The organism is Kushneria phosphatilytica (genome assembly GCF_008247605.1).
Taxonomy (GTDB): Bacteria; Pseudomonadota; Gammaproteobacteria; order Pseudomonadales; family Halomonadaceae; genus Kushneria; species Kushneria phosphatilytica.
The window spans coordinates 1147121-1171457 of sequence record NZ_CP043420.1; the positions used below are offsets into that span (position 1 = coordinate 1147121).

Below are 24337 nucleotides of genomic sequence, written 5' to 3' on the forward strand. Positions count from 1 at the left end.
TCCCTCCTATTCGATGATGTCGCCGCGCAGCAGATACTTGCATACGGCGACAGTGCTGATGAATCCCAGCATGGCAATCAGCAGGGCGGCCTCGAAATACAGGCTGGTATCCTGCCAGAGCCCCTGAATGATGATCATGCCGATGGCATTGACGTACATGGTGTCCAGAGCGGCAATGCGATCAGGCAGACTCGGGCCGATCAGCACCCGGTAGAAGTTCATGACCAGCGCCAGCGTGAATAGCGCCGAGCTGATCCAGAAGGCCCAGGTCAGCATTGGAAGATCTCCTTGAGCGGCTGCTCATAACGTCGCTGGATCTGCTCGATCAGCGCCTGTGTATCTTCAACATCGAGCGCGTGGATCAGCAACGTCCCATCATGCATGCGCAAGTGAGCCGAAATGGTGCCTGGCGTCAGCGAGATGGTGCTGGCCAGGATGGTAATCGGAAACGGCTCGGTCAACGACAATGGATAAAGGACAAAGGCAGGCCGCGGTTGTCGCCGAGGCGCGAGAATCAGCCGGGACACTTCCAGGTTGGCAACAATGATGTCCCATATCAGTACGGCGATGTAGGCCACCAGTTTCAGCGGCCGATGCACTGTGGGTTGTGGCTCCCAGAAGCGCCCGATCAGAATGGGAATCAGCAGGGCCAGTACCAGCGCCAGCAGGGCATTGCCAGGCGTCAGGGCCGTCAGGCACATCCATATCACGAACAGCAACAGGGATAGCAGTGGCATGGGGAGCAGACGCTTCATGAACTCTCTCCTCCTGCGTGAGGGACAACAGCGCCCGGAGTCAGCATGGGCGTACCGAGAATAGCCTCCAGATAGTGATCGGGATTATTCAGCTGTTGTGCAGTCGCCGCCGCGTATTGGCTCACGGGTCCGGCCAGCAGCGTCAGCAGCGGAGAGGCTGCGATCAGACCGGTGATGCCCAACCCGCGGCGCCAGCCCATTTTCGGCCCATCAGGATCGCCTTCACCGGTTCGCCAGAAGATGGTCGAGCCGGCGCGCGAGGCCGAAATAATGCCGCATAGCCCGGCGAGCAGCAGGATTGGCCAGAGCCAGAGGGCCTGAATGCCTTCGGCACTGGAGAGCACCAGTGCCTTGCCAATGGCGCCTGAAAGCGGCGGCAGACCGATCACGGCAATCATGCCGATGAAATACAGCGTCCCCAACCGGCCGGGTTGTACCAGCGGCCGGCTGCGCACTGCTCGGGTACCGGCCCGACCGCGCTGACTGCCAATCATGTCGGCCAGTAGAAACAGCCCACCAGTCACCAGAGTAGTATGTACGATGTAGTAAAGCGCTGCGGTGATACTGTCCAGATGCCCCATGCCAAAAGCGCAGAGCAGAGTACCCACCGAGATCATGATCAGATAGCTGGTCTGCAGACGCAGGTCGCGGGCCGACAGCACGCCGATTGCAGCCACGGCGAGCGTTGCCAGACCACACCACCAAAGCCAGGGTTGAGCGAGCCCGGCCAATGGCCCGGCATGATCGGCGAAAACAAGCGAATAGACACGCAAAATGGCGTAAAGGCCTATTTTGGTCATGATGGCAAACAGCGCTGCCACGGAAGCGGGTGCCGCTGCATAGGCGCGGGGAAGCCAGAAGTGCAGTGGCAGCATCGCCGATTTAAGCGCAAAGACACTCAGTAACAGCAAACCGCCGGCATGCACCAGACCCTGCTGATGGGCATCCAGGCCTGCACTGATCTGGCGTGCCATGTCAGCCATGTTCAGGGTGCCCAGTGCGCCATAAAGGATGCCGAGCGCGAACAGGAAAAGGGAAGAACCGGCCAGGTTGAGGGCAACATAATGGACCCCCGCACCGGTTCGACTGCGCCCGCCGCCATGCATCAGTAGTGCATAGGAGGCAATCAGCAGAACTTCGAAAAAGACGAACAGGTTGAACAGGTCACCCGTCAGAAAGGCTCCGTTGATCCCCAGCAGCTGCAGCTGGAACAGTCCCTGAAAGTTGGTGCCGTCTTCATCCTGACCGGCGCTGGCATAGAGGATGGCACCCAGTGCCAGTATCGCGGTCAGCAGGATCATCATGGCAGAGAGCCGATCGAGCACCAGCACAATACCGAAGGGTGGTTGCCAGTCGCCCAGGGCGTAAAAGCGAATCACACCATCGCCTGCGGTATGAACCAGAAAGATGCCGGTGATCACCAGCGCCAGGGTCGTGCCGATTCCTATCGTACGCTTGATGAGCACTGCGCCGCCACGGCGCAGCAGCAGCAACACCGCAGCACACAGCGGCAGTACGATGGGAGCAATGAGCAAATGCTGGCTCACGATGCCTCCCGGGACTCTTCGCGACGCTGGCCGTCGACATGATCACTGCCAAGATCACCACGGGCGCGCATGGCGAGAATGACCACGAAGGCGGTCATGGCGAATCCGATGACGATGGCCGTCAGTACCAGCGCCTGGGGGAGCGGGTCCGCCATTGGCATATCGGTGCCGACAATGGTGGAGGCCGCGGTGTGCAGCCCGCCCATGGAAAACAGGAAGAGGTTGACGGCATAAGTCAGCAGTGTCAGCCCGACGACTACGGGAAAGGTGCGTCCACGCAGGGCCAGAAAGATGCCGCTGGCGGTGAGGACACCGGTACAGATCGAGTAGATGAGTTCCATCAGGACTTCTCCCGGGACGGACGATGCGGAGTGGTGACCTTGCCGAGATTGGCCAGGATCATCAGGGTGGCACCGACGACGGCAAGATAGACGCCGAGATCGAACAGCATGGCTGTTGCCAGCTCGATGTCACCGATTACCGGAATGTGAAAGTGGCCATAGGCTGAAGTCAGAAACGGATGATCAAACAGCCAGCTACCCAGTCCGGTCAGCAGGGCGATGGCGACCCCGGTCACGGCGATCGGCTGATACTGAAAGGGCAGCCTGCGCTGTGTCCACTCCACGCCGCGTGCCATGTAGAGCAGGATCAGTGCCACGCCGGTGACCAGGCCGGCGATAAAGCCGCCGCCGGGCGCGTTGTGGCCGCGCAGGAAAATATAGATCGCCACCATCAGCGCGAATGGCAGCAGTGCCTGGGACACTACCGATAGAATGACCGGATAACGCTCACTGATCCATGCCCGGCCTTCCATATCGCCGGAGGGCATGGCCAGACGAAGACGGTTGAGCAGTTTGTAGATGGCCAGTCCGGCGATACACAGGACGGTGATTTCGCCCAGCGTATCGAAACCGCGGAAATCCACCAGAATGACGTTGACCACATTATGGCCGCCACCGCCGGGCACGCTGTTCTCGATCATGAACTGCGAGATACGCTCGATGGGGTGGGTCAGTACGGCATAGTTAAGGCTGGCCACCACGCCGCCAAAGGCAGAGGCCAGCAGACCATCACGCAGGAGCCGGTAACCGCTGGATTCGCGTGGTGTGGTCTGAGGCAGGAAGAACAGTGCCAGCATCAGCAGAATCATGGTGACTACTTCCACCGCCAGCTGAGTCAGTGCCAGATCGGGGGCGGAGAAGCGGGCAAAGGCAAGCGATACCAGCATGCCTACTACCGACAGCAGGATCAGTGCTACCAGTCTGCGGTGATGCAGAAAGGCTGTACCGAGTCCCGCCAGACAGAGCAGCAGACCGCCGGTGGCGACCACGCCATCGATCGGTTGAGGCGCTGCCGGGCCGTCGAGACCGGGGATGGCCATCAGACCGAGGGCGGCGAACAACAGGGCCGTCAGCATCAGCCAGAACATGTAGCGCTGTAATGAACCGTTTTCGAAGCGTCCCAGCAGTTTTTCGGCACTATTGATGAGTCGCTGATTGGCCGCTTCGAACACCAGACGGGCATCACGACCACGAAACTGACGCTGAAAGCGGTAAAGATAGTGGCGTAATACATAGACCAGTAGCCCGCCGGCCAGTGCAATGGCACTCATCAGCAGTGGCAGGTTGAAGCCATGCCAGATGGCGAGATCGAGTTCGGGCAGGCCCTCGGTCGGCATCATGGCGAGTGCCGCCACTTTCAGCAGTGCACCGACGGTCAGCGCCGGCAATAGACCTACGGCGATACACAGCACAATCAGGATTTCGATGGGCAGCCGCATGTAGCGCGGTGGCTCATGTGGCTCCTTTGGCAACTGTTTCGGCTCGCCATTGAAGAACACGTCATGCACGAAACGCAACGAATAGGCGACCGAGAATACGCTGCCCAGGGTGGCCAGTACCGGTACCAGCCATGAAAGTCCACCGAACATCTGGGTTTCGAGGCTCTCGGCCAGAAACATTTCCTTGGAGAGGAAGCCATTGAGCAGGGGGACCCCGGCCATGGAGGCCGAGGCTACGGTAGCCAGCACCGTGGTATAGGGCATGTAGCGCCAGAGACCATTGAGCTTGCGGATGTCCCGGGTGCCGCACTCATGGTCAACAATACCCGCTGCCATGAACAGCGAGGCCTTGAAGGTGGCGTGATTGATGATATGCAGCACGGCGGCAATGGCAGCCAGGCGTGAATCGAACCCGAACAGCAGGGTGATCAGTCCCAGATGACTGATGGTAGAGAAGGCCAGTACGCCCTTGAGGTCCTGTTTCATCAGCGCAAACCAGGCCCCGTAGAGCAGGGTGATCATGCCGACCAGCGTGACAATGTAGAACCACCAGTGGGTACCCGAGAGTATCGGGAACATGCGTGCCAGCAGAAAGACACCCGCTTTTACCATGGTGGCTGAATGCAGATAAGCGGAAACCGGTGTGGGGGCTGCCATCGCATGGGGCAACCAGAACTGGAAGGGGAACTGGGCGGACTTGGTAAAGCAGCCCAGCAGTACCAGCACCAGCATCAGCGGATAGAGCGGGTTACCGCGAATCTGATCAGCGTTGGCAATTACGGTATCGATATCGTAGCTGCCCACGACCTGGCCAATCAGCAAAAAACCGGCCAGCAGGGCGAGTCCGCCGGCACCAGTGACGGTGAGTGCCATGCGTGCCCCCTTGCGGGCATCGCTTTCACGATACCAGTACCCGATCAGCAAAAAGGAGGAGAGGCTGGTCAGTTCCCAGAAGAACCACAAAAGCAGCAGGTTATTGGCCGTCACGATACCGAGCATGGCGGTCATGAACAGCATCAGAAAGCCATAGAACCGCACGATCGAATCATTCTCGGATAGATAATAGCGGGCATAGAGAATGATCAGCAGGCCGATACCGAGAATCAGCAGGCTGAACAGAAAACTCAGGCCGTCGAGACGAAATGCCAGCGACAGGCCCAGTGCCGGTATCCACTCCAGCGAGTGACGTAACACCTCGCCATCAAGGATGGTGGAGGTTTGCGACAATGATATGCCCAGTGCGATAGCCGGCAACAGGGCTGTCAGCCAGGCACACCAGCCACGTGAGATATGCTGGCACATCAGGGGTACCAGGCTACCTGCCAGTGGCAAGAGCACTATCAGTAGCAGGACCATTCAGGACTCGCTCTGTCTATCGTTCGGAATGTGCTGTCAATGACCGGCAGTGGTCGACTGACGTCAGATTAGCAGAGGGCACCGCCGTCATGGCGGGAGATACCGGCAGGCGGGTCGGTCAGGAAGGGGCGACGAAAAAACCGGGGAGCGTGAATCCATGCCGGAGCCCAATCCCGACTTCCACCGTGTACGGTCATATCGTCAAAGCGCTGTGGTGCGGCGCCTGGCGTGGTCATGGTCATCTCCTCATCCCTGGTGACGCGGTGTCACCACCGGCTTCGGGTGGCAATCATGAACCGGGCGTCAATAATCCGGCCGAATGTAGCATGCTCCCCCGGGAGCATCCAGCCGAGCCGGCGCCGCTATCTTAAGAGGCGGCCAGGCCCATGGTCGAAGCGTGCCTGTATCGCTGCCTTCAGCGTTAAGGCATTATCACGCGCCGTCGCTGGTTCGAAAATAGCGTTGGCAGTGTCGGTTCAGGCAGGGAGGAGAGGCGGTGAAAACCATCATGATAACTGGCGGCGCGGGTTTTATCGGCTCGGCGCTGATACATCACATCATCGATCATCGCTATGAGCAGGTGCTCAATGTGGATGCGCTCACCTACGCCAGCCAGCCCGAAGCGCTGGCGGGACTGGAGCGCCTGTCGCGCTATCATTTCGAACGGGCCGATGTTCGCGATGCCTCGCGCATGTCACAACTGCTGGCGCAATATCAGCCCAATGCCGTCATGCATCTGGCTGCGGAAACCCACGTCGATCGCTCGATCGCCGGCCCGGAGGTTTTCGTTGATACCAATGTGACCGGTGTAGCCTCCCTGCTCGAGGCTTCAAGACAATACTGGCAGGGGCTACCGGATGATGAACGCGCACATTTTCGATTCCTGCATGTTTCCACCGATGAAGTTTATGGTGCGCTGGCGGAAGGCGCCGCTGCCCCGGATGAATCCTCCCCCTATGCGCCCAGTTCTCCCTATGCCGCCAGCAAGGCGGGTGGCGATCATCTGGTAAATGCCTGGCACGCGACTTATGGTCTGCCCATATTGCTGACGCGGAGCACCAACAATTATGGTCCCGGACAGTATCCGGAAAAGCTGATTCCGCTGATGATCCTCAATGCGCTCGCCGGTCGAGCCCTGCCAGTCTACGGCGACGGCCGCCAGTGTCGAGACTGGCTGCATGTCGAGGATCATGTCCGAGCGCTGTGTCGGATACTCGACGCCGGTCAACCGGGGGAGAGCTACAACATTGCTGGTGGCGCCGAGCGCAGCAATCTGGTGATCATTCAGTCGCTTTGCGATGCTCTGGCGCAACAGGCGGGCCTCGATAGTGCGGCACTACGGGCACTGATTTCACATGTTACCGATCGGCCGGGGCATGATCGCCGTTATGCGCTCAATGCACGTCGCATGCGTGATGAGCTCGGCTGGGAACCGAATCACAATCTCGGGACCGGACTGGCAGAGACAGTAGAGTGGTATCTCTCCAATGTACATCGATGGCAGCGGCTGTTCGAGCCGGCAGCCGATAGGTGACGCTCATGACACCATCAGGGTACTGCCATGCCTGGCTGACCCCTGCAGATGTTGTCGAATCAGGAGTTCTTGCTCGATGAACATGATGTCTTCCACTACACCTCGACTGCCACTGGGGCTGGGGCTGGCAGGGCTGCTGCCCTTTGTGCTCTGTGCCGCGGTCGTGGTGCTGGCAGGGTTGCCATGGCAGGCCATTGCCATGCAGGCTTTTCTCTATTACAGCGCCGTGATTCTCTCCTTCCTGGGCGGTATTCACTGGGGTGTAGCCATGAGCCTCGATCAGGGCGGCAGCACGGAGTTCAATGGCCGCATGGTTATGGCCATGGCTCCAAGTCTGATCGCCTGGCCCTCACTGATGCTCGATGCCCGTTTCGCTCTGCTGGCGCTGATGGCCGGCTTTCTGCTGGTGCGGCTGTACGAGCGTCAGAGCGATAGCGTTGCGCGCTTGCCTGGCTGGTATCTGGCCCTGCGCACGCTGTTGACCGTAGTCGTGGTGCTGACCCATCTGGTGCTGGTGATCTGGTTGTCGCTGTTGCCGGTCTGACGTGGTTTCAGGGATCAGAAGAGCCGTGCCAGTAATGCCACCACGGCGGTTTCCACCCGCAGAATACGCTCGCCCAGATGGATACCCTCGAACCCGGCAGCCAGCAAACGCTCGACTTCGTAGTCGACAAATCCACCTTCCGGCCCGATGGCCAGGGTGACCGGCGAATCAAGGGGCAATTGACGGGGACAGGCCGAGGATTGCCCGGGATGTGCCAGCAATGCCCGGCGATTCTCGATCAGGTTTGGGAGCGTATCTTCCACGAAAGGGCGAAAACGCGGTGCCATATGAATGCGGGGCAGTCGGGTATCGCGCGCCTGTTCCAGTCCCAGTATCAGATGGTCGTGGATACGTGACACGCTCAACTCCGGTGACTGCCAGAAGCTTTTCTCGACCCGGGCGGTATGGAGCAGCGTCAGTTCCTTGACCCCTAGTGCAGCAATGTTTTCCAGCGTACGTGCCAGCATGCGTGGGCGGGGCAGGGCCAGCAATACATGAACCGGGAGGGCCGCTGGCGGTGTTTGATCCAGTGCGTCAAACGTAAGCTCGACGGCATCGCTGGACAGTTCGGTGATGATGGCGCGACCGATACCGCCTTCTTCGACCCCGACCATTAGTGTGTCGCCTTGTCTGGCTCGATGGACGTCATGCAGGTGGCGAAGACGGCGTGGGTCCGTAACCCGAGCGGTATTCGGTGAGTACTGTTCCTCTGGCTTGAGCAACAACAGGTTCATGGGGCGCTCGCTTGAAGGGTGTCTGCAGCCCCCCATGATAACCTGCTGTCATCATTGCTGCCCGGGTGGGGCCTGTGACTGCGTGGCGGATCACCGGGTGGCCTGACATAATGAGCACCATTTGACACAACGGTTTGCAATACGCGGGCACACTCCGTGTGCCCCTCGACAGGATGGGACGTCATGAAGGTTCTGATCATTGGCGGCGGAGGCCGTGAGCACGCCCTGGCGTGGAAAATCGTGCAATCGACACGGGTCGAGCGTGTCTGGGTTGCACCGGGCAATGCCGGGACTGCTCGCGAACCCGGTGTAGCCAATGCGGATGTAGCCGCTACCGATCTTGAAGGATTGGTGGCCTTTGCCAGCGATCACGCCATCGATCTGACTATCGTGGGGCCCGAAGCACCTTTGGTGGCCGGTGTAGTGGATCGTTTCCGTGGGGCCGGGCTGGCCATCTTCGGGCCGACGCAGGCAGCGGCTCGTCTGGAAGGGTCCAAGGCCTTCAGCAAGGATTTCCTGGCGCGCCATGATATTCCCACGGCGCAGTATCGCAGCTTTACCGATCTCGATGAGGCGCTCGATTATCTGCATCAGCAGGGCGCGCCGATCGTGATCAAGGCCGATGGGCTGGCTGCCGGCAAGGGCGTGGTGGTTGCCATGACGCTGGATGAAGCCGAGGCGGCAATTCGTGACATGCTCTCCGGTAATGCCTTCGGCGATGCCGGTGCTCGCGTGGTCATTGAGGAGTACCTTGAAGGCGAAGAGGCCAGTTTCATTGTCATGGCCGATGGTGAGCATGTGCTGCCGCTGGCCACCAGTCAGGATCACAAGCGGGCTTATGATGATGATCAGGGGCCCAATACCGGTGGGATGGGCGCTTATTCACCGGCCCCGGTCGTCAGTGAGGCGGTTCATCAGCGCATCATGGATGAGGTCATTACCCCTACCATTGCCGGTATGGCGAGTGAAGGCTGTCCTTATACCGGCTTTCTGTATGCCGGTTTGATGATCACCCCCGAGGGGGCGCCGAAAGTCATCGAATTCAACTGCCGCTTCGGCGACCCCGAGGCTCAGCCGATCCTGATGCGACTACGCAGTGATCTCATGGAGCACTGTCTGGCAGCCCTCGAGAGTCGACTCGATGGCCAGACCTGCGAGTGGGATGAGCGTGCTGCCGTCGGGGTGGTGCTGGCTGCCGGCGGCTATCCGGGCAGTTATCGCAAGGGCGTGCCGATTCAGGGCATGGAAGCCTGCGAGGCAGAAGGCCGTCGGGTCTTCCAGGCCGGTACTGCCGAAAGCGAGGCCGGCGGTGTAGTCAGTAGCGGCGGTCGCGTACTGTGCGTCACGGCATTGGGCGAGGATGTGCAGGCTGCCCGCGATCGTGCCTATGATGGACTGAAGGCCATTCGCATGGAGGATGGCTTCTATCGGCGGGATATTGCGCATCGGGCGTTGAACCGCGGCTGAGGACTTTATCGGCTGCCGCCATGTTGACGTTCGTCGGGACGTGCTCCGGCACGTTGTCGGAGTACGTCGAGCGAGGAGAGGGGTCATGTCGCGCGAATATCCCATCGTTGCCGTGACCGGGTCATCCGGAGCGGGCACTACTACGGTGCGGCGGGCCTTTGAGCGCATGTTTGCGCGCGAGGCCATTCACGCCGCTTTCGTCGATGGCGATGCTTTCCACCGTTACTCTCGTGATGATCTGGCACGCATTTTTGAGCAGGAGCCGGAGCGCAAACACGAGCTATCGCATTTTGCGGTCGAAGCCAATCTGCTTGATCGACTGGAAAATCTGTTCATCGAATATGGCGAACAGGGCACCGGTATCTATCGGCAGTATATTCATGCCGAAGACAAGCGCATGCTCGAGCAGGGCTATCGAGTAGGGACTTTCACCGAATGGCAGTCGCTGCCGGGCGGCACTGATCTGTTGTTCTATGAAGGACTACATGGCGGGCTGGTGTCGGAACATCATGACATCGCCCGTCATGTCGATCTGCTGGTGGGAGTGACGCCGACGGTCAATCTGGAGTGGATCCAGAAGATTGACCGCGATATCAACATGCGTGGTTACTCTCATGAGGCGGTAGTCGATACCATCCTGGGCCGGATGCATGATTATGTGCGGCATATCCTGCCGCAGTTCTCACGCACTCATATCAACTTCCAGCGGGTGCCGAGTGTGGACACTTCCAACCCGTTCGAACCCCAGGCGATCCCTTCCGATGCCGAATCCTTTGTGGTCATTCGGTTTCGGGATCGCACCAGTGCCGATTTCCCTTACCTGTTGACGATGCTGCGTGATGCCTTCATGACACGGCCCAATACTCTTGTGGTGCCGGGCTCCCAGATGCCACTGGCCATCGAGCTGATTCTGGCGCCGCGAGTGGAGCAACTGCTGGCGCAGCGTCGCTTCCGCTGACCGGATGAGATCCGAACTGCGCTTTTGGCGCTATTGTCAGCTGATTATGAAGACACTGTTGAGGTGATGGCGTTCACAGGTACTGACATGAAGGCAGGAGTGCCCTGCCTGCCATCGTCGCCATTCACCCGATCAGTAGTGTTAATGTGACGGCTTGTCGTCTCAATTCAGCCACTTCCGGAGTTGCCATGGCCACGCTTTTCGATCAGATCATCAATCGCGAGATTCCCGCCGAGATTGTCTTTGAAGACGACCAGGTGCTGGCGTTCAACGATATCAATCCTCAGGCGCCCACCCATGTTTTGATCATTCCGAAGAAACCGATCGCCACACTCAATGACATCACCGAGGATGATCTGGAACTGGTCGGTCGGCTGCATCTGACCGCGGCGCACATCGCTCGTGAACGTGGCATCGCGGAAGAAGGCTACCGGGTAGTCATGAACTGCAACGAGTATGGTGGTCAGACTGTTTACCATATTCATCTGCACCTGATGGGCGGTCGTCGCTTTACCTGGCCGGCCGGTTGAACTCGCAGTTGCCGGTGTTGAAGCGCGTCGTTGCATCATGGCGCATGCGTTATAACAGGGATTGTCGCTGAGCGTTGTGACCGCGACGCCCGATGTCGCTCGGCATTAGGGGTTTTTCTGCAGCAAAAGTGGTATCGCGGATATTGGTCAGACTGGAATACGTGATTCACGCAAGGAGGGACGATGACACGTCAATGGCGAACCCGGGACCGCTGGATAATTCAGCTCGATGGTATGCTGCGCACCCTGGTGCCTGGCGCTCTGGTGCCAATACGACCTTCACCGGCGCTGGGTGCCGGTGATACGGCTGCGGGTCGACTTGAGCGCCGCCAGATCATTTCACTGATGCGTTTCAATCACAGCAGTGGCATTTGTACCCAGGGGCATTACCACGGTCAGGGGCTGATGGCCCGTAACGCCATTATCGGTCAGCGAATTTCGGATGCCGCTGATGATCAACGTGACCACCTGGCCTGGTGCGAGGGGCGGCTGAAGGAACTGGGTGCCCATACCAGTCCCCTCAATCCGTTATACTACGCTGCCTCATTTGGCGTCGGGGTCATGGTGGGCAGAATCAGTGATCCGATCAGCCTGGGATTCATTCACGCCGGTTCCGAACTGGCGACGACCCGTCTGGAAACCCAGTTGCGGTATCTGCCCGGAGGCGACCAGCGCTCGCGGGCTATCCTTGAACGCATGCGCGATGACAAGGTGCACCATGCCTACACTGCCCTGGAAGCTGGCGGGCGGCGTTTGCCTGCTCCGTTGCGCTGGGGATTATCGAAGGTGGCCGGCGCGATAGGGCCGGGCAAACGGCTGAGATAAGTGCCCTGGGCAAATTCAGCGGCGCCGTCGGGCACTGGGACCGCGAATTGCACGACTGCCGGGTTGCCCCGGCAATGACGTGTCATCGGGGGCGTTCGCTGTCTGTCTCGGTGGCCAGTAGATCCCATGCCGAGATGAAAAGCGCGGCAATCAGCGGGCCGATGACAAAGCCATTGATACCGAACAGAGCCATGCCGCCCAGAGTGGAAATCAGGACGACATAGTCCGGCAGCTTGGTATCCTTGCCGACCAGAATCGGGCGCAATACATTATCTACCATCCCGATGACCAGTACGCCCACCGCAATCAGAATGACTCCGCGCCCGATGTCTCCGATGGCCATCAGCCAGATGGCCACAGGCGCCCAGATCAGCCCGGCACCGATGGCAGGCAACAATGACAGAAAGGCCATTACGACCCCCCACAGCAGGGGTGCCTCGATCCCAAGTAGCCAGAAAGCAATCCCCCCCAGGGCGCCCTGGGTGGCGGCCACGATGATATTGCCCTTGACGGTGGCGCGGGTAACGGCGATGAACTTGCTCAAAAGCTGATGTTTCTGGCGTGGGCTCAGCGGAATGGCCTGGCGAATACGCCGGGCAAGCGTTACGCCGTCACGTAGCAGGAAAAACAGCAGATAGAGCATGACCCCGAAACTGATCACGAACTGCAGGGTATTCTGACCGATATTGACGGCCTGGCCGGCAAGAAACTGACTGCCCTGCATGGCCCCTGCCGAGAGGCGATCGCGCAGGCCGGAAAAATCGCCGATACCGACGCCTTGCAGCCATTGTTGCACCGTGGGGGGCAGGGCTGACCGAATCTGCTCTATCCAGAGTCCCAGGTTAAGGTCGCCCGAGCGTATCCGCTGATAGACGCTGGCACCTTCCTGTACCAGTGAGGCGGCAATGAAGATAACCGGAATGATGACAATGACCAGACAGATCATCAGGGTGGTAAAGGCTGCTGCATTGCGACGGCCCTGCCATAACCCGAGCATGCGCTGCTGAAGTGGCATGAACAGTAGCGCCAGAATGACACCCCAGAATATGGCGCTGAAGAAGGGCAGCAGAATCCAGCAGAAGGCGACCGAGACGCCTGCCAGCAACAAACCGAAAAATCGGCGATCAACCGGTTTATCCATTTATGCGCTCCGGTATGTACCCTGATGGGCAAGTGCCCGGCCGCAAGGCCGGGACCGGGCTGTAGGGCATCGTCTGCAGACGAAAACCTCAGTCCATGTTGCGCGAATAGAAGATTTCCAGCATCTCGCGTCGCAGGCGGCGCTCGATATCGTCGGCTTCTTCGAAGGAGAGATCGCGTCGCGATGTGCCGAACAGATAATTATCGAGGTTGAAGTCCTTCAGCAGCATCTTGGTGTGAAAAAGATTCTCCTGATAGACATTGACGTCGGTCATCTGATAGGCGCGCTTGGTATCCTCGGCAATGTAGTCCTGAATCGAGGCAATGTCGTGATCAATGAACAGCTTGCGGCCATCGACATCACGGGTAAAGCCGCGAACCCGGTAGTCGGTGGTCACGATATCGGAGTCGAAGCTGTGAATCAGATAGTTGAGGGCCTTGAGCGGTGAAATCATCCCGCAGGTCGAGACATCAATATCCAGTCGGAAGGTACTGATGCCGTTATCCGGATGCGACTCTGGGTAGGTGTGTACCGTCACGTGGCTCTTGTCGAGATGCCCCACCACGGTTTCCGGCAGCGGTCCGGGACCGGGTTCGATATGTTCGGCCTCCTCCTGATCAAGCTCATGCTCTGCAATCAGCAGGGTGACGCTGGCGCCATGGGGCTCGTAATCCTGACGCGCCACATTAAGAACATGGGCGCCGATGATATTGCTGACATCGCGCAGTATCTGAGTCAGGCGCTCGGCGTTGTACAGCTCATCGATATAATCGATATAGGCGAGGCGCTGCTCTTCCGTCTTCGCGTAACAAATGTCGTAGATGTTGAAGCTCAGCGAGCTGGTCAGGTTGTTGAACCCATGGAGTCGGAGCTTGCTGGTCAATTCCGAACCTCCCGATTGCACGGCGGTGGTTCACCCGACGAGCTGGCGTCGGAACCCGGACAGGCAGGGAAAGTCGATATGCACCTTCCCCTGCAAGGCCGCGTATTATGCACAGGCTGGGGCAGTGTTGCACCTGTTCTCGCCAGCCGGCCTGTTGATTCAGGCGCCTGCCTCGCGAATCTCGAAGTCATGGCTGATCTCGACCCCGCCACGCTCGAGCATCAAAGAGGCACTGCAGTATTTCTCTGCCGAGAGTTCGACAGCCCGTTTGACGCGTTCTTCCTTCAGGCTGCGTCCGGTGACCACAAAGTGAATGTGGATGCGAGTAAAGACCGCCGGTGTCGAGTCGGCCCGTTCGGCTTCGATCTCGGCAACGCAATCGGTGACATCGGCTCGCGCTTTTTCAAGGATGTTGATGACATCATAGGATGTACAGCCGCCCAGCCCCATCAGCAACATTTCCATCGGACGAGGGCCGGTATTACGGCCACCATTATCGGGGTTGCCATCGATGACAACAGCATGTCCGCTGCCTGATTCGGTGACGAACTGACGGCCATCGGTCCATTTGACGCGCGCTTTCATTGCAATGCTGTCCTGTAATTGACAAGTGTAAGAGTCCGAAATGACCGGCCGGTCTGCCCACACGGCACCCTGTTATCGGGAGAGGCGGGCATCAAGTCGAGCCAGTCGGTCGGGGGTGCCGATATCATCCCAGTCACCACGGTAATGATAACCACCTATCCGATTCTGCTGTATGGCCTCGGTGAGTAGTGGTGCCAGACGGCAGGGCTTGCCATCGGTCAGATGGGCGACCAGTGCAGGATCGATCAGAGCGAGGCCGGCATAGGTCAGCTTTGGTATCCCCTCGGTGTGCAGTCTGTTGTGCGCATCCAGATGGAAATCTCCCTCGCGGTGCTGGAGAGGGTTATCAACCATGACCAGCTGGGCAAGATCGCCGGAGGCCAGGGTCAGTCGGGTGGGCTCAAGATCGCACCAGACATCCCCGTTGATCAGCACAAAAGGGGCTTCGCCCAGCAGTGGCAGGGCACGGCGAATCCCGCCAGCCGTTTCCAGCGGGCTGGCTTCACGACTCCAGTGGATATGGATGCCATATGTCTCGCCATCCCCCAGCGCTGCGATCAGTTGCTCGGCCAGATGACTGACATTGATGACGACTTCCGTGATACCGGCGCGGCGCAACCGCTCGAGATGATGAACAATCAGCGGACGGCCACCGGCCTTTAACAGCGGTTTGGGCGTATGCTCGGTCAACGGACGCATGCGGCGCCCGAAACCGGCTGCCAGAATCATCGCTTTCATGAAGCGCCCCCCATACTGGTGGATTCGGACAGGCGCGCATCCAGCCCGGGCATGAAGGTATGTTCAAACCAGTGATGAAAACCACCGAATTGTTGTCGATTCAGTCCCTGACGTACATGTTCGGCGAACAGCGGCAGCATGCGCAGATAGCGGGATTTGCCATCGCGGTGTGCCAGCCGGCAGAACAGCCCCAGCACCTTGAGACTGCGTTGGGTGGCACTGGCATCGACCAGCTCACGAATGGCTCTGGCGGATACCGGCTCGATCAGGCCATGGTCATGGGCGCGGCGATGCCAGGCCTCGATCCAGTGCCGCTGCGCTCGATCCGGCCAGGCCGGATTGCGATCACGCAGCAGCGAGGCCGGATCATAGGTCAGTGGTCCACGTACAGCGCCCTGAAAGTCGATGATCCAGAGTCGATTTTGATGACACATCAGGTTCTGGGGGTGAAAGTCACGGTGTACCGTTACCTGGGGCTGATCGATCATCGAGCTGATCAGCGTGTCACGAAGTCGAGGCCACTCGTCGGGTGGCGTCAGGGAAAGCCAGTGCAGACACCATTGCGGAAAAAGATCGAGCTCACGGCCCAGCCATTCGCTGTCGTAGCTCGGTAGCTGATCGGCAGGCTGGGTGGCGACATCGACCGCGAGTTCAATGGCCTGCGCCATTCGGTTGATGACGGGTGCCGGCAGACTGCTGCCGGCCGGCGAAGGGTGTTGCTGCAACTCCTGCAGCTGCGAGCGCAGCATGATGTCGCCAAGATCCTGCAACTCGATGAAACCCTGTTCGATATCGGCTTTCTCAATGCGCGGCACCGGTAGGCCTCCCTGGCGCCATTGACTTGCGATCTCGACAAAGGCTCGGCAATCTTCCTGTTCGGGTGGGGCATCCATCAGAATGCGGGTGCTGCCATCGGGCAGGGTCAGGCGAAAATAGCGGCGGAAACTGGCATCGTCGGCGATCACGCCGAGATCCAGGGTGTCCGGGCGCAACCGATGGCGCTGTGCCACCCACTGGCGCAGGGCATCGAGCCGCGTGTCCATGAAACCTCCTCAGGTTGACGGTCCGGGTCGCGCGCCGCATGCTGACGCAGTTTTGCCATCCAGCCGGATGCTGCGTGTGCATGAACCGCGCAGTAAGCAGTAAAAGATGCCGGCTGGGTACGATACCGGTTTTCAGGTGCCAGTACACCGCTTTATGACAGCAAGGATATCCAGGGATCATGGGCCAGCGACTTTTCTGGACCGCCGCCTCTCTGACGGGGCTGCTTACGTCAATCGGCGCCCAGGCGGCCCCCGAACCGCTACCGGCTGATCAGCTCGACTGGCAGCCATGGGGGGCTGACCGCCCCGGCGACGCCTTGTGCCGCGGACACTATGTCATGCCGGAGTATCGCCTCGCGCCAGGGAAAACAACGTCCCAGATTCGTTCCTCGGCCGACAATGCCGATTACGGTCTGGATGGGCAGACCATTCTCAATGGTGATGTCGTTCTGCGCCGCGGCGATCAGCAGGTCGAGGCCTCACGGGTGACCGTGAACAAGGCACGTACTCAGGCAACACTGGACGGCCCGCTGACCTGGCGTCGGCCGGGTGTGCTGGTGCGTGGCAGCGATGGCCAGGTCTCGCTTGTCAGCGATGCCGCTCATGTCGACCAGGCACACTACGTCGTACACGATCAGCATATTCGCGGCGATGCCGATCGGCTGGCCCGATTGAAGGATGGTCGATACCGTCTGACCAGTGCCACCTATACCAGCTGTGATCCTCAGAGCAGCCTGTGGAAGATCGTCGGAAGTGACGTAACGCTCAATCGTGAAAAGGGCTATGGTACGGCCACCAATGCACGTCTCGAGGTTGAGGATGTGCCGGTCTTCTACTGGCCCTGGGTGCGTTTCCCCATTGATGATCGTCGCCAGAGCGGGTTTTTATGGCCCACGGTCGGCTTCAGCGGAGATAACGGGCTGGATTATGCCCAGCCGTACTATCTCAATCTGGCGCCCAATTACGATGCGACCATCACGCCGCGCTATATGGTCAATCGTGGTGCCATGCTGGGTGGCCAGTTCCGCTACCTGATCGATGAGAACAATGCCGGTTTCATTGAAGGGAACTATCTCCCTGATGATCAACAAGGCACGGATGAAGACAATGGCGATGATCTGAAAGGAGAGGATCGCTGGCTCTTCCGTTTTGCCCAGAATGGTCAGCTCAATGATCGTACGCTCTACAATCTGCGCTACGGCGCGGCCAGCGATGGCAATTACTTTGATGACTTCGGGCAGACCTTTGGCGAAAAGGACACCGACAATCTGGAGCGGCTGGCGCGTATCGATTACGCCGGCAGCGCCTGGCATCTGCAGGCACGGGCTCGCGGCTACCAGAAGATGGACTATCCGCTACGTGACGATGACAAGCCGTTCTATGAGCTGCCCGCCCTGATTGCCAATGGCAGCTGGCGTCAGGACAGCGGCCTTTACGAAGAGTGGAACACCTCGGCGATCAACTTCTGGCGCGATGTTGAAGCCGATAATGTGCCTATTCGCGAGGCAGCGACCGGTACCCGGCTGAATCTGGCACCGGCGATCGGCTATCGTCGTTCCCCGTCCTGGGGCTTTTTCGAGCCCCGCATGCAGCTGATGTATACCCAGTATGATCTCGATTGGCACAATCGAAACGGCGCGGAAGGGCGCGATGATACCCCTGACCGAACGGTGCCGATCTATTCGGTCGACTCCGGTCTGATCTTCGAGCGCGAGACCTCATTCTTCGGTGATGGCTATCGACAGACGCTGGAGCCACGCCTTTATTATGCGTATGTGCCGTATCGGGATCAGAGTGACTACCCCGAGTTCGATACTGATGAGCAGCCGCTCTCCTATGGCCAGCTCTGGTCGCCATTCCGGTTCAGCGGCATCGATCGGATCGGCGATGTCAACAAGGTCTCCTATGGTGTGGCTTCGCGCTTTCTGGAGGACGACACCGGTCGCGAAAGACTGGCGCTCTCGATAGGGCAGAGCCACTATTTCGAGAATCGTCGCGTGGTGGATGCGCAATACGATAACCTCAATGATACCTACCGGGATGAACTCGATTATCGTAATCATCGTGACGAATCACCGGTAATCGGTCAGCTGGATTGGCAGATCACTGATGCCTGGTCAGCCCGTCAGGCACTTTTCTACGATACTCATCGTGATCGTACCGAGAAGAGCGCCAGCTATCTGCGTTATCACGATCCCGAGGGTGGTCTGGTACTCAATCTCGGCTATCGCTGGGAGGTTGAAGGCTTCGACCCCTCCGGAGACAACGATGACCGACTCGGCTATAACCGCGATGAATACGATGTCTCCTTCGCGTGGAAGGCGACGCCGGGCATTTCCCTGCTGGGTCGCTATCTCTACGATCAGACCAACAGTCGCTCGCTCGAGAAGCTGGCAGGCATCAGGTTCGACGATTGCTGCTACGGCGTGGAAGTGGCCTGGCGCGAGTGGGTTGATGACGATGACTCGGCCAATACCATCGAAGATGACGAGACCAAGCGCGGTATTTTCCTGCGCTTCGTGCTCAAGGGGCTGGGCGGTCTGGGTACGCCACCGGACAGCTACTACGCCGATGCGATTCCAGGCTATCGACCCGATCGTTTCTGAACGATGTGCTCCGACCGCTTCGCGCGGTCGGGGATGAGTAGTGCTCGACAATCACGTTTGTATATCAGGAAGAGAGTCTCATGAAAGCAGGCAACCTGCGCAACCCGCGTCTCGCACCGCTGCTGGCTCTGGTCATGGCGCTGGTGCTCACACCGCTGGCGCATGCCGAGGTCAAACCGCTGGCGCGCATCGTGGCTGTCGTCAACGATGATGCCATCATGTCGACCGAACTTGACGACCGCGTCAGGCAGGTTCGCAGTCAGCTGCAGAGTCGTAACGTGCCCATGCCGGATGACAGCGAACTGCGCCACCAGGTATTGCAGCGCATGATTACCGAACAGATCGAGTTGCAGATGGCGCAGCGTGCCAATCTCTCGGTCAGTGATACCCAGCTCAACAAGGCATTGCGTTCGATTGCCCAAAATAATGACATGACCCTGGATCAGTTCTCGCAGCATCTGCAAAAGCAGGGTCTGTCGCTGGGAGATGTACGTGAGCAGGTGCGCCGTGAATTACTGATCAACCAGGTGCAGCAGCATGAAGTGGCTGGTCAGGTCAATATTACTGATCGCGAGGTTGATCAGTATCTGCAGAATGCCGGTGCCAATGCCAATGTACAGTATCACCTGGGGCATATTCTGATCGCGGTGCCGGAGGCGCCTACGCCTCAGCAGGCGCAGGCGGCCAAACAGAAGGCCCAGCAGTTGCGCGAACGAATCGAATCGGGCAAGGCCAGCTTTGAGCAGGTAGCGGCCAGCCAGTCCGATGGTTCGAATGCCCTCGATGGCGGCGATCTGGGTTGGCGTAGCGGGGCCGAGCTGCCCACCGTTTTTTCTGATGTGGTACCTGACATGTCGGTAGGCGATGTCAGTCAGCCGATTCGCAGCCCCAGCGGCTATCACCTGGTCAAGCTGCTCGACAAGCGCGGTGGTGGCAGTGCCGATCAGCAGCGTGATCAGGTTCGTCGTCGTCTGTTCGAGCGCAAGGTCAATGATCAGCTTGAGGCCTGGACTCAGGAGATCAGAGCCTCGGCTTACATTGATAACCGTCTTGATGAGCACGGTAATACTGCGGGCAGTAGCCAGTGACCGAGCGATCGGATAGCCCGGTCATTGCCCTGACGCCAGGGGAGCCGGCTGGTATTGGCCCCGAGCTGGTGGCGAGGCTGGCCTGTGAGCCGTATGAACGGCCGGTCCGGTTGGTGGCGGTAGCCGATCCGCACTTGATGCGCGAACGGGCCCGCAGTATCGGGCTCGCCCTTGAAGTGATCGAACTTGCGGCGGATGAGCCGGTCCCCGCTCTCGTCAGCGGCCAGCTGGCAGTATGGCCGATAGCACTGCGTGAGCCATCCCGGGCGGGTGTGCTGAATCCCGTTAATGCCGATTATGTGCTGGAAACCCTGCGTATAGCAGCGCACGCCTGTCTATCGGGGCAGGCGGCTGCCATGGTGACAGCCCCGATTCACAAGGGGGCGATCATCGAGGCCGGGCATATCGGCTTTACCGGTCATACCGAGTTCCTGCGTGACCTCTGCGGCGTGGAAGAAGTGGTCATGATGCTGGCGACCCGTCTGGGCGAATCGGCCCTGCGCGTGGCGCTGGCGACCACTCATCTGCCACTGAAGGAGGTCAGTCAGGCGTTGACACCAGCGCTGCTTGAGCATGTGCTGATGCTCCTGGATCAGGACCTGCGACGTCATTTCGGTATCGACCAGCCACTGGTGCGGGTCTGTGGGCTCAATCCTCATGCTGGAGAAGCGGGGCACCTGGGCCGGGAGGAGATCGATGTCATTATTCCGGTGCTGGAAAAACTGCGCCGCAAGGGGCTTGCCGTAGAAGGGCCGCTCCCCGCGGACACCCTGTTTACACCGCATCATCTCGAGGGCGCCGATGCCATTCTGGCGATGTACCATGATCAGGGGCTACCGGTGCTCAAACATGCCGGTTTCGGCCGGGCGGCCAATATCACCCTGGGGCTCCCGCTGATTCGCACCTCGGTCGATCACGGCACTGCGCTGGATCTGGCTGGCACCGGTCAGGCAGATCCCGGCAGTCTGCATGTCGCCCTCGATATGGCGCTGGAGATGGTCCACGCCTCGCCCGCACGCTGACCCCCCGGATATTCGAACCATGGCAAATTCTCCCGGCCCCTTGCGGGCACGCAAACGTTTCGGTCAGAACTTTCTGCGCGATGATCGTGTCATCGCCCGAATCGTAAAAAGTATCCAGCCACGACCGGAGGATCGACTGGTTGAAATAGGCCCGGGTCAGGGTGCATTGACCGGGGCGCTGCTGGAAGCCCATGGCAGGCTTGATGCCATCGAGCTTGATCGTGATCTGCTGGCCGGACTGCGCACCCGGTTTTTCAACTACCCCGACTTTCGCCTGTATGAGGGGGATGCGCTGCATTTCGATTTTGCCGAGTTGCGTGGTGAAGGGCCGCCTTTGCGTGTGGTCGGCAATCTGCCCTATAACATTTCCACGCCGCTGATCTTTCATCTGATCGACAGCGGGGCGGCGATTCGTGACATGCACTTCATGCTGCAGCGCGAGGTGGTTCAGCGTCTGGCGGCTGAACCGGGTGGTGGCCAATGGGGTCGGCTATCGGTGATGGCTCAGTACCACTGTCAGGTCATGGCGCTGTTCAGCGTCCCGCCGGATGCTTTTGTGCCGCAGCCGAAAGTGGAGTCAAGCATCGTACGGCTGGTGCCCTGGGGGCAAAAGCCGCATGTTGCCGAGGATGAAGCTTTGCTGAGTGAACTGGTAAGACGTGCCTTCGCCCAGCGACGCAAGACCCTGCGCAACAACCTGCGTGGCTGGATTGACAGCGAGACCCTGACAGCGCTGGAGATCGATCCGGGCCGCCGGCCCGAAACCCTGACAGTGGCCGAATTCGTGGCACTGTCCAATCATCCGGCGGTGACACGGCCGCAGTAATGGACATGATGAATCTCACCCCGCAAGGGAGTAACGCATGACGACCTGGGCGATCGGCGATCTGCATGGCTGTTGCCGCGAATTCGAAACACTGCTTGATAAAATCGACTTTCAGCCGGGGCGCGATCGGCTCTGGCTGACCGGCGATCTCATCAATCGGGGGCCCGAGTCGCTGGAGTGTCTGCGTCTTGTCCATTCACTCGATGAGCATGTCGAGGTGGTGCTCGGCAATCATGATTTTCATCTGCTGGTGGTGGCGCACGGGCATGGCCGGGAGAAGCGCGGCGACACGCTGCGCCCGATTCTGGATGCGCCGGATGGTGAAGAACTGATGGACTGGCTGCGTCGTCAGCCGCTGCTCGTTCAGCAGACCTTCGATATTGATCGCACTCGGGGGCGCGAGGCCACCGTCATGACGCATGCGGGTCTGCTGCCGCAATGGTCGCTTGACCATGCTGCCGCTCTGGCCAGGGAGACGGAGGCGGTACTGCGCAGCGACACCTTTTTCGAGCTGCTGCCCGAGCTTTATGGTAATGAGCCTGCATTGTTCGAGGAGACACTCACGGGCTGGTCGCGTCTGCGGTCATTGATCAATATCTTCGCCCGAATGCGCTTCATTGATGCAGAGGGGCGGCTCGACTTCAGTGCCAAGGAGGGGCTCGACAGTGCGCCCGAGGGCTTCCTTCCCTGGTTCAGCTATCCTCGTCAGGACAATCTGCGGTTGATCTTCGGTCACTGGGCAGCACTTGAAGGGCGAACGCCGGGCGCACGCATCGATGTGCGCGCGCTGGACACTGGTTGTGTGTGGGGACGTTCACTGACAGCGCTCGATATGGAAACCGAAGACACGATCAGTGTGTCGTCCCGAGACGGAGAGTCATCATGAGCTTCAATCATATCGACCCGGCAACGCTCAGGCTCTGGCTGGATGAGCAGCGTCCGCTGACGCTGGTGGATATCCGCGATCCATTCAGTTTCGAGAGTGGCCATATTCCCGGTAGTCGGCATCTCGACAACACCAGTGTGGGCGATTTCGTCGATCGAGCTGCTCCGGAGCAACCGGTCGTGGTGGTCTGTTATCACGGCCACTCGAGCCAGCAGGCAGCCGGCTGGCTGGCCGGACAGGGCTTTCAGGAGGTTTACAGCCTCGATGGTGGCTTCACCGATTGGCAGTATCGTCATCCCGAGCACGTGGCGTCACGTAACGGCGGTGGGCAGGGAAGTTCGTGATCTGTCCGCCGCTTGATCGCCGCGATGATCCGGCTACCCGAGGACTTGAGGTCTACTGTGTGGGTGGAGCGGTGCGCGATGCCCGACTGGGCATCGCCAGCATGGATCGTGACTGGGTGGTGGTCGGGACTACCGTGGCGACAATGCTTGAACGCGGCTTTCGCCAGGTGGGGCGCGATTTTCCGGTCTTTCTGCATCCCGAGAGCCATGAGGAGTACGCGCTGGCGCGTACCGAACGCAAGTCCGGCCGCGGCTACACCGGCTTCGAGGTGCATGCCGATCCCACGGTGACGCTCGAAGAGGATTTGCGAAGACGCGATCTGACGCTCAATGCCATGGCCTGTAGCGCTACCGGCGAACTGGTCGACCCCTTTGGCGGGGCCGGGGATTGTGATGCCGGCCTGCTGCGCCATGTCTCGGAGGCCTTTGTCGAGGATCCCCTGCGGGTGTTGCGGACGGCGCGCTTTCTGGCGCGTCTGGCCCCCCGGGGATTTCGTATCGCCGATGAAACCCGGGCGCTGATGGCTACCATGGTGGCGCAGGGGGAGATGCACGATCTGGTCGCCGAACGAGTCTGGCAGGAGACCGAACGGGCACTTGGTGAGGCCCAGCCACAGGCCTATTTCATGGCGTTGCAGGAGTGCGGGGCGCTGCATGAACTGATGCCGGCGCTGGTCGGTCATGAGACGGTGGCCATCGGGTGTCTGACTCAGGGGCTGGCAGGCGATGCGGTGCAACGTTTTGCGCTGTTGATGTCGGTACTGGATGAAACTGCGTTCGAGACTCTGGGTGACACTCTGCGCGTGCCCAACCTCTGGCGTGAAGAGGCCGTGTTGCTGATTCGCAGTCTCGAACAGCTTGATGGGCAGGCCATACGTTCGGCGGAGGGGATCGGCAACTGGCTGAAGGCGATCGATGGCTGGCGTCGCCCCGAACGGATTGAACGTGTCCTGCACACGCTTTCGCTGCGATGTCCGGATATTGATGCAGCACCGTTGATGCAGGCGCACGCTGCCGGGCTGGCAGTATCGCCACAAACGCTGATGGCCGAGGGGTATCGCGGTGCCGAGCTCGGCCACATGATTGCCCTGCGACGTCAGCAGGCGATAGAGGCGACCCTGCACAAGGCCGAATGACACAGGGAA

General features: G+C 59.6%; 25 protein-coding genes. 13 read left to right on the forward strand and 12 right to left on the reverse strand.

Annotated elements, in window-relative coordinates; all coding sequences use genetic code 11:
- Positions 1-6: 6 nt before the first annotated feature.
- The 6 genes from FY550_RS05075 to FY550_RS16835 all read right to left on the reverse strand — a co-directional run bounded on the left by FY550_RS05075 (position 7) and on the right by FY550_RS16835 (position 5674).
- Positions 7-276, reverse strand: coding sequence for a K+/H+ antiporter subunit F (locus tag FY550_RS05075; RefSeq protein WP_070976253.1), 270 nt, complete (start codon positions 274-276; stop codon positions 7-9).
- The gene (locus tag FY550_RS05080) at positions 270-755 is read right to left on the reverse strand and encodes a Na+/H+ antiporter subunit E (protein WP_070976255.1); all 486 of its coding nucleotides are present in this window, start codon (positions 753-755) and stop codon (positions 270-272) included. Before FY550_RS05080 ends, FY550_RS05075 begins: the two co-directional genes overlap by 7 nt.
- A complete protein-coding gene (locus FY550_RS05085; protein ID WP_070976258.1) occupies positions 752-2302 on the reverse strand; it encodes a monovalent cation/H+ antiporter subunit D in 1551 nt (516 codons plus the stop codon). Before FY550_RS05085 ends, FY550_RS05080 begins: the two co-directional genes overlap by 4 nt.
- Positions 2299-2643: a Na+/H+ antiporter subunit C gene (locus FY550_RS05090; RefSeq protein ID WP_070976260.1), complete on the reverse strand. Its 345-nt coding sequence runs from the start codon at positions 2641-2643 to the stop codon at positions 2299-2301. The genes FY550_RS05085 and FY550_RS05090 overlap by 4 nt, the downstream gene beginning before the upstream one ends.
- Positions 2643-5438, reverse strand: a complete 2796-nt coding sequence (locus FY550_RS05095) for a monovalent cation/H+ antiporter subunit A (RefSeq protein ID WP_070976263.1) — start codon at positions 5436-5438, stop codon at positions 2643-2645. Before FY550_RS05095 ends, FY550_RS05090 begins: the two co-directional genes overlap by 1 nt.
- Before the next feature lie 68 nt (positions 5439-5506).
- Positions 5507-5674: a hypothetical protein gene (locus FY550_RS16835; RefSeq protein WP_168169269.1), complete on the reverse strand. Its 168-nt coding sequence runs from the start codon at positions 5672-5674 to the stop codon at positions 5507-5509.
- A 260-nt stretch (positions 5675-5934) separates the two neighbouring features.
- Between FY550_RS16835 and rfbB the strand changes: the two genes are divergently transcribed.
- Positions 5935-6972, forward strand: a complete 1038-nt coding sequence (gene rfbB, locus FY550_RS05100; RefSeq protein WP_070976265.1) for a dTDP-glucose 4,6-dehydratase — start codon at positions 5935-5937, stop codon at positions 6970-6972.
- A gap of 76 nt (positions 6973-7048) precedes the next feature.
- A complete protein-coding gene (locus FY550_RS05105; RefSeq protein ID WP_070976268.1) occupies positions 7049-7516 on the forward strand; it encodes a DUF3429 domain-containing protein in 468 nt (155 codons plus the stop codon).
- Between the two features lie 14 nt (positions 7517-7530).
- On the opposite strand, the gene FY550_RS05110 is transcribed toward FY550_RS05105, so the two are convergent.
- The gene (locus FY550_RS05110) at positions 7531-8250 is read right to left on the reverse strand and encodes a 16S rRNA (uracil(1498)-N(3))-methyltransferase (RefSeq protein WP_070976270.1); all 720 of its coding nucleotides are present in this window, start codon (positions 8248-8250) and stop codon (positions 7531-7533) included.
- A gap of 183 nt (positions 8251-8433) precedes the next feature.
- On the opposite strand from FY550_RS05110, the gene purD reads away from it, so the two are divergent.
- The 4 genes from purD to coq7 all read left to right on the forward strand — a co-directional run bounded on the left by purD (position 8434) and on the right by coq7 (position 12030).
- Positions 8434-9717: a phosphoribosylamine--glycine ligase gene (purD, locus tag FY550_RS05115; RefSeq protein WP_070976272.1), complete on the forward strand. Its 1284-nt coding sequence runs from the start codon at positions 8434-8436 to the stop codon at positions 9715-9717.
- An 85-nt stretch (positions 9718-9802) separates the two neighbouring features.
- A complete protein-coding gene (locus FY550_RS05120) occupies positions 9803-10675 on the forward strand; it encodes a phosphoribulokinase (protein ID WP_070976275.1) in 873 nt (290 codons plus the stop codon).
- Between the two features lie 188 nt (positions 10676-10863).
- Positions 10864-11205: a histidine triad nucleotide-binding protein gene (locus FY550_RS05125; protein ID WP_149054395.1), complete on the forward strand. Its 342-nt coding sequence runs from the start codon at positions 10864-10866 to the stop codon at positions 11203-11205.
- 183 nt (positions 11206-11388) lie between these two features.
- Complete coding sequence (gene coq7, locus FY550_RS05130; protein ID WP_070976277.1) at positions 11389-12030, forward strand: 2-polyprenyl-3-methyl-6-methoxy-1,4-benzoquinone monooxygenase; 642 nt, start codon at positions 11389-11391, stop codon at positions 12028-12030.
- An 82-nt stretch (positions 12031-12112) separates the two neighbouring features.
- On the opposite strand, the gene FY550_RS05135 is transcribed toward coq7, so the two are convergent.
- The 5 genes from FY550_RS05135 to FY550_RS05155 all read right to left on the reverse strand — a co-directional run bounded on the left by FY550_RS05135 (position 12113) and on the right by FY550_RS05155 (position 16420).
- Positions 12113-13171: an AI-2E family transporter gene (locus FY550_RS05135; RefSeq protein ID WP_070976280.1), complete on the reverse strand. Its 1059-nt coding sequence runs from the start codon at positions 13169-13171 to the stop codon at positions 12113-12115.
- A gap of 88 nt (positions 13172-13259) precedes the next feature.
- Entirely contained in the window at positions 13260-14054 is a 795-nt protein-coding gene (speD, locus tag FY550_RS05140) for an adenosylmethionine decarboxylase (RefSeq protein ID WP_070976282.1), read from the reverse strand.
- Between the two features lie 159 nt (positions 14055-14213).
- Positions 14214-14639, reverse strand: coding sequence for an OsmC family protein (locus FY550_RS05145; RefSeq protein ID WP_070976284.1), 426 nt, complete (start codon positions 14637-14639; stop codon positions 14214-14216).
- A gap of 72 nt (positions 14640-14711) precedes the next feature.
- Positions 14712-15377 (reverse strand): N-acetylmuramate alpha-1-phosphate uridylyltransferase MurU, encoded by a 666-nt coding sequence (gene murU, locus FY550_RS05150; protein ID WP_149054396.1) that lies wholly within the window; start codon positions 15375-15377, stop codon positions 14712-14714.
- Positions 15374-16420 (reverse strand): aminoglycoside phosphotransferase family protein, encoded by a 1047-nt coding sequence (locus tag FY550_RS05155; RefSeq protein WP_070976288.1) that lies wholly within the window; start codon positions 16418-16420, stop codon positions 15374-15376. Before FY550_RS05155 ends, murU begins: the two co-directional genes overlap by 4 nt.
- A 179-nt stretch (positions 16421-16599) precedes the next feature.
- Between FY550_RS05155 and FY550_RS05160 the strand changes: the two genes are divergently transcribed.
- From FY550_RS05160 to FY550_RS05190, 7 genes are all read left to right on the forward strand, one after another.
- Positions 16600-19026: an LPS-assembly protein LptD gene (locus FY550_RS05160; protein WP_149054397.1), complete on the forward strand. Its 2427-nt coding sequence runs from the start codon at positions 16600-16602 to the stop codon at positions 19024-19026.
- A gap of 80 nt (positions 19027-19106) precedes the next feature.
- Positions 19107-20114: a peptidylprolyl isomerase gene (locus FY550_RS05165; RefSeq protein ID WP_149054398.1), complete on the forward strand. Its 1008-nt coding sequence runs from the start codon at positions 19107-19109 to the stop codon at positions 20112-20114.
- Positions 20111-21136: a 4-hydroxythreonine-4-phosphate dehydrogenase PdxA gene (gene pdxA / locus FY550_RS05170; RefSeq protein WP_070976300.1), complete on the forward strand. Its 1026-nt coding sequence runs from the start codon at positions 20111-20113 to the stop codon at positions 21134-21136. Before FY550_RS05165 ends, pdxA begins: the two co-directional genes overlap by 4 nt.
- 19 nt (positions 21137-21155) lie before the next feature.
- The gene (rsmA, locus tag FY550_RS05175) at positions 21156-21962 is read left to right on the forward strand and encodes a 16S rRNA (adenine(1518)-N(6)/adenine(1519)-N(6))-dimethyltransferase RsmA (RefSeq protein ID WP_070976302.1); all 807 of its coding nucleotides are present in this window, start codon (positions 21156-21158) and stop codon (positions 21960-21962) included.
- 37 nt (positions 21963-21999) lie between these two features.
- The gene (locus FY550_RS05180) at positions 22000-22848 is read left to right on the forward strand and encodes a symmetrical bis(5'-nucleosyl)-tetraphosphatase (RefSeq protein ID WP_070976304.1); all 849 of its coding nucleotides are present in this window, start codon (positions 22000-22002) and stop codon (positions 22846-22848) included.
- On the forward strand, positions 22845-23192 hold the full coding sequence (gene glpE, locus FY550_RS05185; protein WP_070976306.1) for a thiosulfate sulfurtransferase GlpE: 348 nt from the start codon (positions 22845-22847) through the stop codon (positions 23190-23192). Before FY550_RS05180 ends, glpE begins: the two co-directional genes overlap by 4 nt.
- The gene (locus tag FY550_RS05190; RefSeq protein WP_276204948.1) at positions 23189-24328 is read left to right on the forward strand and encodes a polynucleotide adenylyltransferase; all 1140 of its coding nucleotides are present in this window, start codon (positions 23189-23191) and stop codon (positions 24326-24328) included. Before glpE ends, FY550_RS05190 begins: the two co-directional genes overlap by 4 nt.
- Positions 24329-24337: the final 9 nt, after the last annotated feature.

What these genes read in the sequence shown, in the direction of transcription:
- FY550_RS05075 (WP_070976253.1), bottom strand. Translation starts at nt 276, where the DNA reads ATGCTGACCTGGGCCTTCTGGATCAGCTCGGCGCTATTCACGCTGGCG.
- FY550_RS05080 (WP_070976255.1), bottom strand. Translation starts at nt 755, where the DNA reads ATGAAGCGTCTGCTCCCCATGCCACTGCTATCCCTGTTGCTGTTCGTG.
- FY550_RS05090 (WP_070976260.1), bottom strand. Translation starts at nt 2,643, where the DNA reads ATGGAACTCATCTACTCGATCTGTACCGGTGTCCTCACCGCCAGCGGC.
- FY550_RS05095 (WP_070976263.1), bottom strand. Translation starts at nt 5,438, where the DNA reads ATGGTCCTGCTACTGATAGTGCTCTTGCCACTGGCAGGTAGCCTGGTA.
- FY550_RS16835 (WP_168169269.1), bottom strand. Translation starts at nt 5,674, where the DNA reads ATGACCACGCCAGGCGCCGCACCACAGCGCTTTGACGATATGACCGTA.
- FY550_RS05105 (WP_070976268.1), top strand. Translation starts at nt 7,049, where the DNA reads ATGAACATGATGTCTTCCACTACACCTCGACTGCCACTGGGGCTGGGG.
- FY550_RS05110 (WP_070976270.1), bottom strand. Translation starts at nt 8,250, where the DNA reads ATGAACCTGTTGTTGCTCAAGCCAGAGGAACAGTACTCACCGAATACC.
- purD (WP_070976272.1), top strand. Translation starts at nt 8,434, where the DNA reads ATGAAGGTTCTGATCATTGGCGGCGGAGGCCGTGAGCACGCCCTGGCG.
- FY550_RS05120 (WP_070976275.1), top strand. Translation starts at nt 9,803, where the DNA reads ATGTCGCGCGAATATCCCATCGTTGCCGTGACCGGGTCATCCGGAGCG.
- FY550_RS05125 (WP_149054395.1), top strand. Translation starts at nt 10,864, where the DNA reads ATGGCCACGCTTTTCGATCAGATCATCAATCGCGAGATTCCCGCCGAG.
- coq7 (WP_070976277.1), top strand. Translation starts at nt 11,389, where the DNA reads ATGACACGTCAATGGCGAACCCGGGACCGCTGGATAATTCAGCTCGAT.
- FY550_RS05135 (WP_070976280.1), bottom strand. Translation starts at nt 13,171, where the DNA reads ATGGATAAACCGGTTGATCGCCGATTTTTCGGTTTGTTGCTGGCAGGC.
- FY550_RS05145 (WP_070976284.1), bottom strand. Translation starts at nt 14,639, where the DNA reads ATGAAAGCGCGCGTCAAATGGACCGATGGCCGTCAGTTCGTCACCGAA.
- murU (WP_149054396.1), bottom strand. Translation starts at nt 15,377, where the DNA reads ATGAAAGCGATGATTCTGGCAGCCGGTTTCGGGCGCCGCATGCGTCCG.
- FY550_RS05155 (WP_070976288.1), bottom strand. Translation starts at nt 16,420, where the DNA reads ATGGACACGCGGCTCGATGCCCTGCGCCAGTGGGTGGCACAGCGCCAT.
- FY550_RS05160 (WP_149054397.1), top strand. Translation starts at nt 16,600, where the DNA reads ATGGGCCAGCGACTTTTCTGGACCGCCGCCTCTCTGACGGGGCTGCTT.
- FY550_RS05165 (WP_149054398.1), top strand. Translation starts at nt 19,107, where the DNA reads ATGAAAGCAGGCAACCTGCGCAACCCGCGTCTCGCACCGCTGCTGGCT.
- rsmA (WP_070976302.1), top strand. Translation starts at nt 21,156, where the DNA reads ATGGCAAATTCTCCCGGCCCCTTGCGGGCACGCAAACGTTTCGGTCAG.
- FY550_RS05180 (WP_070976304.1), top strand. Translation starts at nt 22,000, where the DNA reads ATGACGACCTGGGCGATCGGCGATCTGCATGGCTGTTGCCGCGAATTC.
- glpE (WP_070976306.1), top strand. Translation starts at nt 22,845, where the DNA reads ATGAGCTTCAATCATATCGACCCGGCAACGCTCAGGCTCTGGCTGGAT.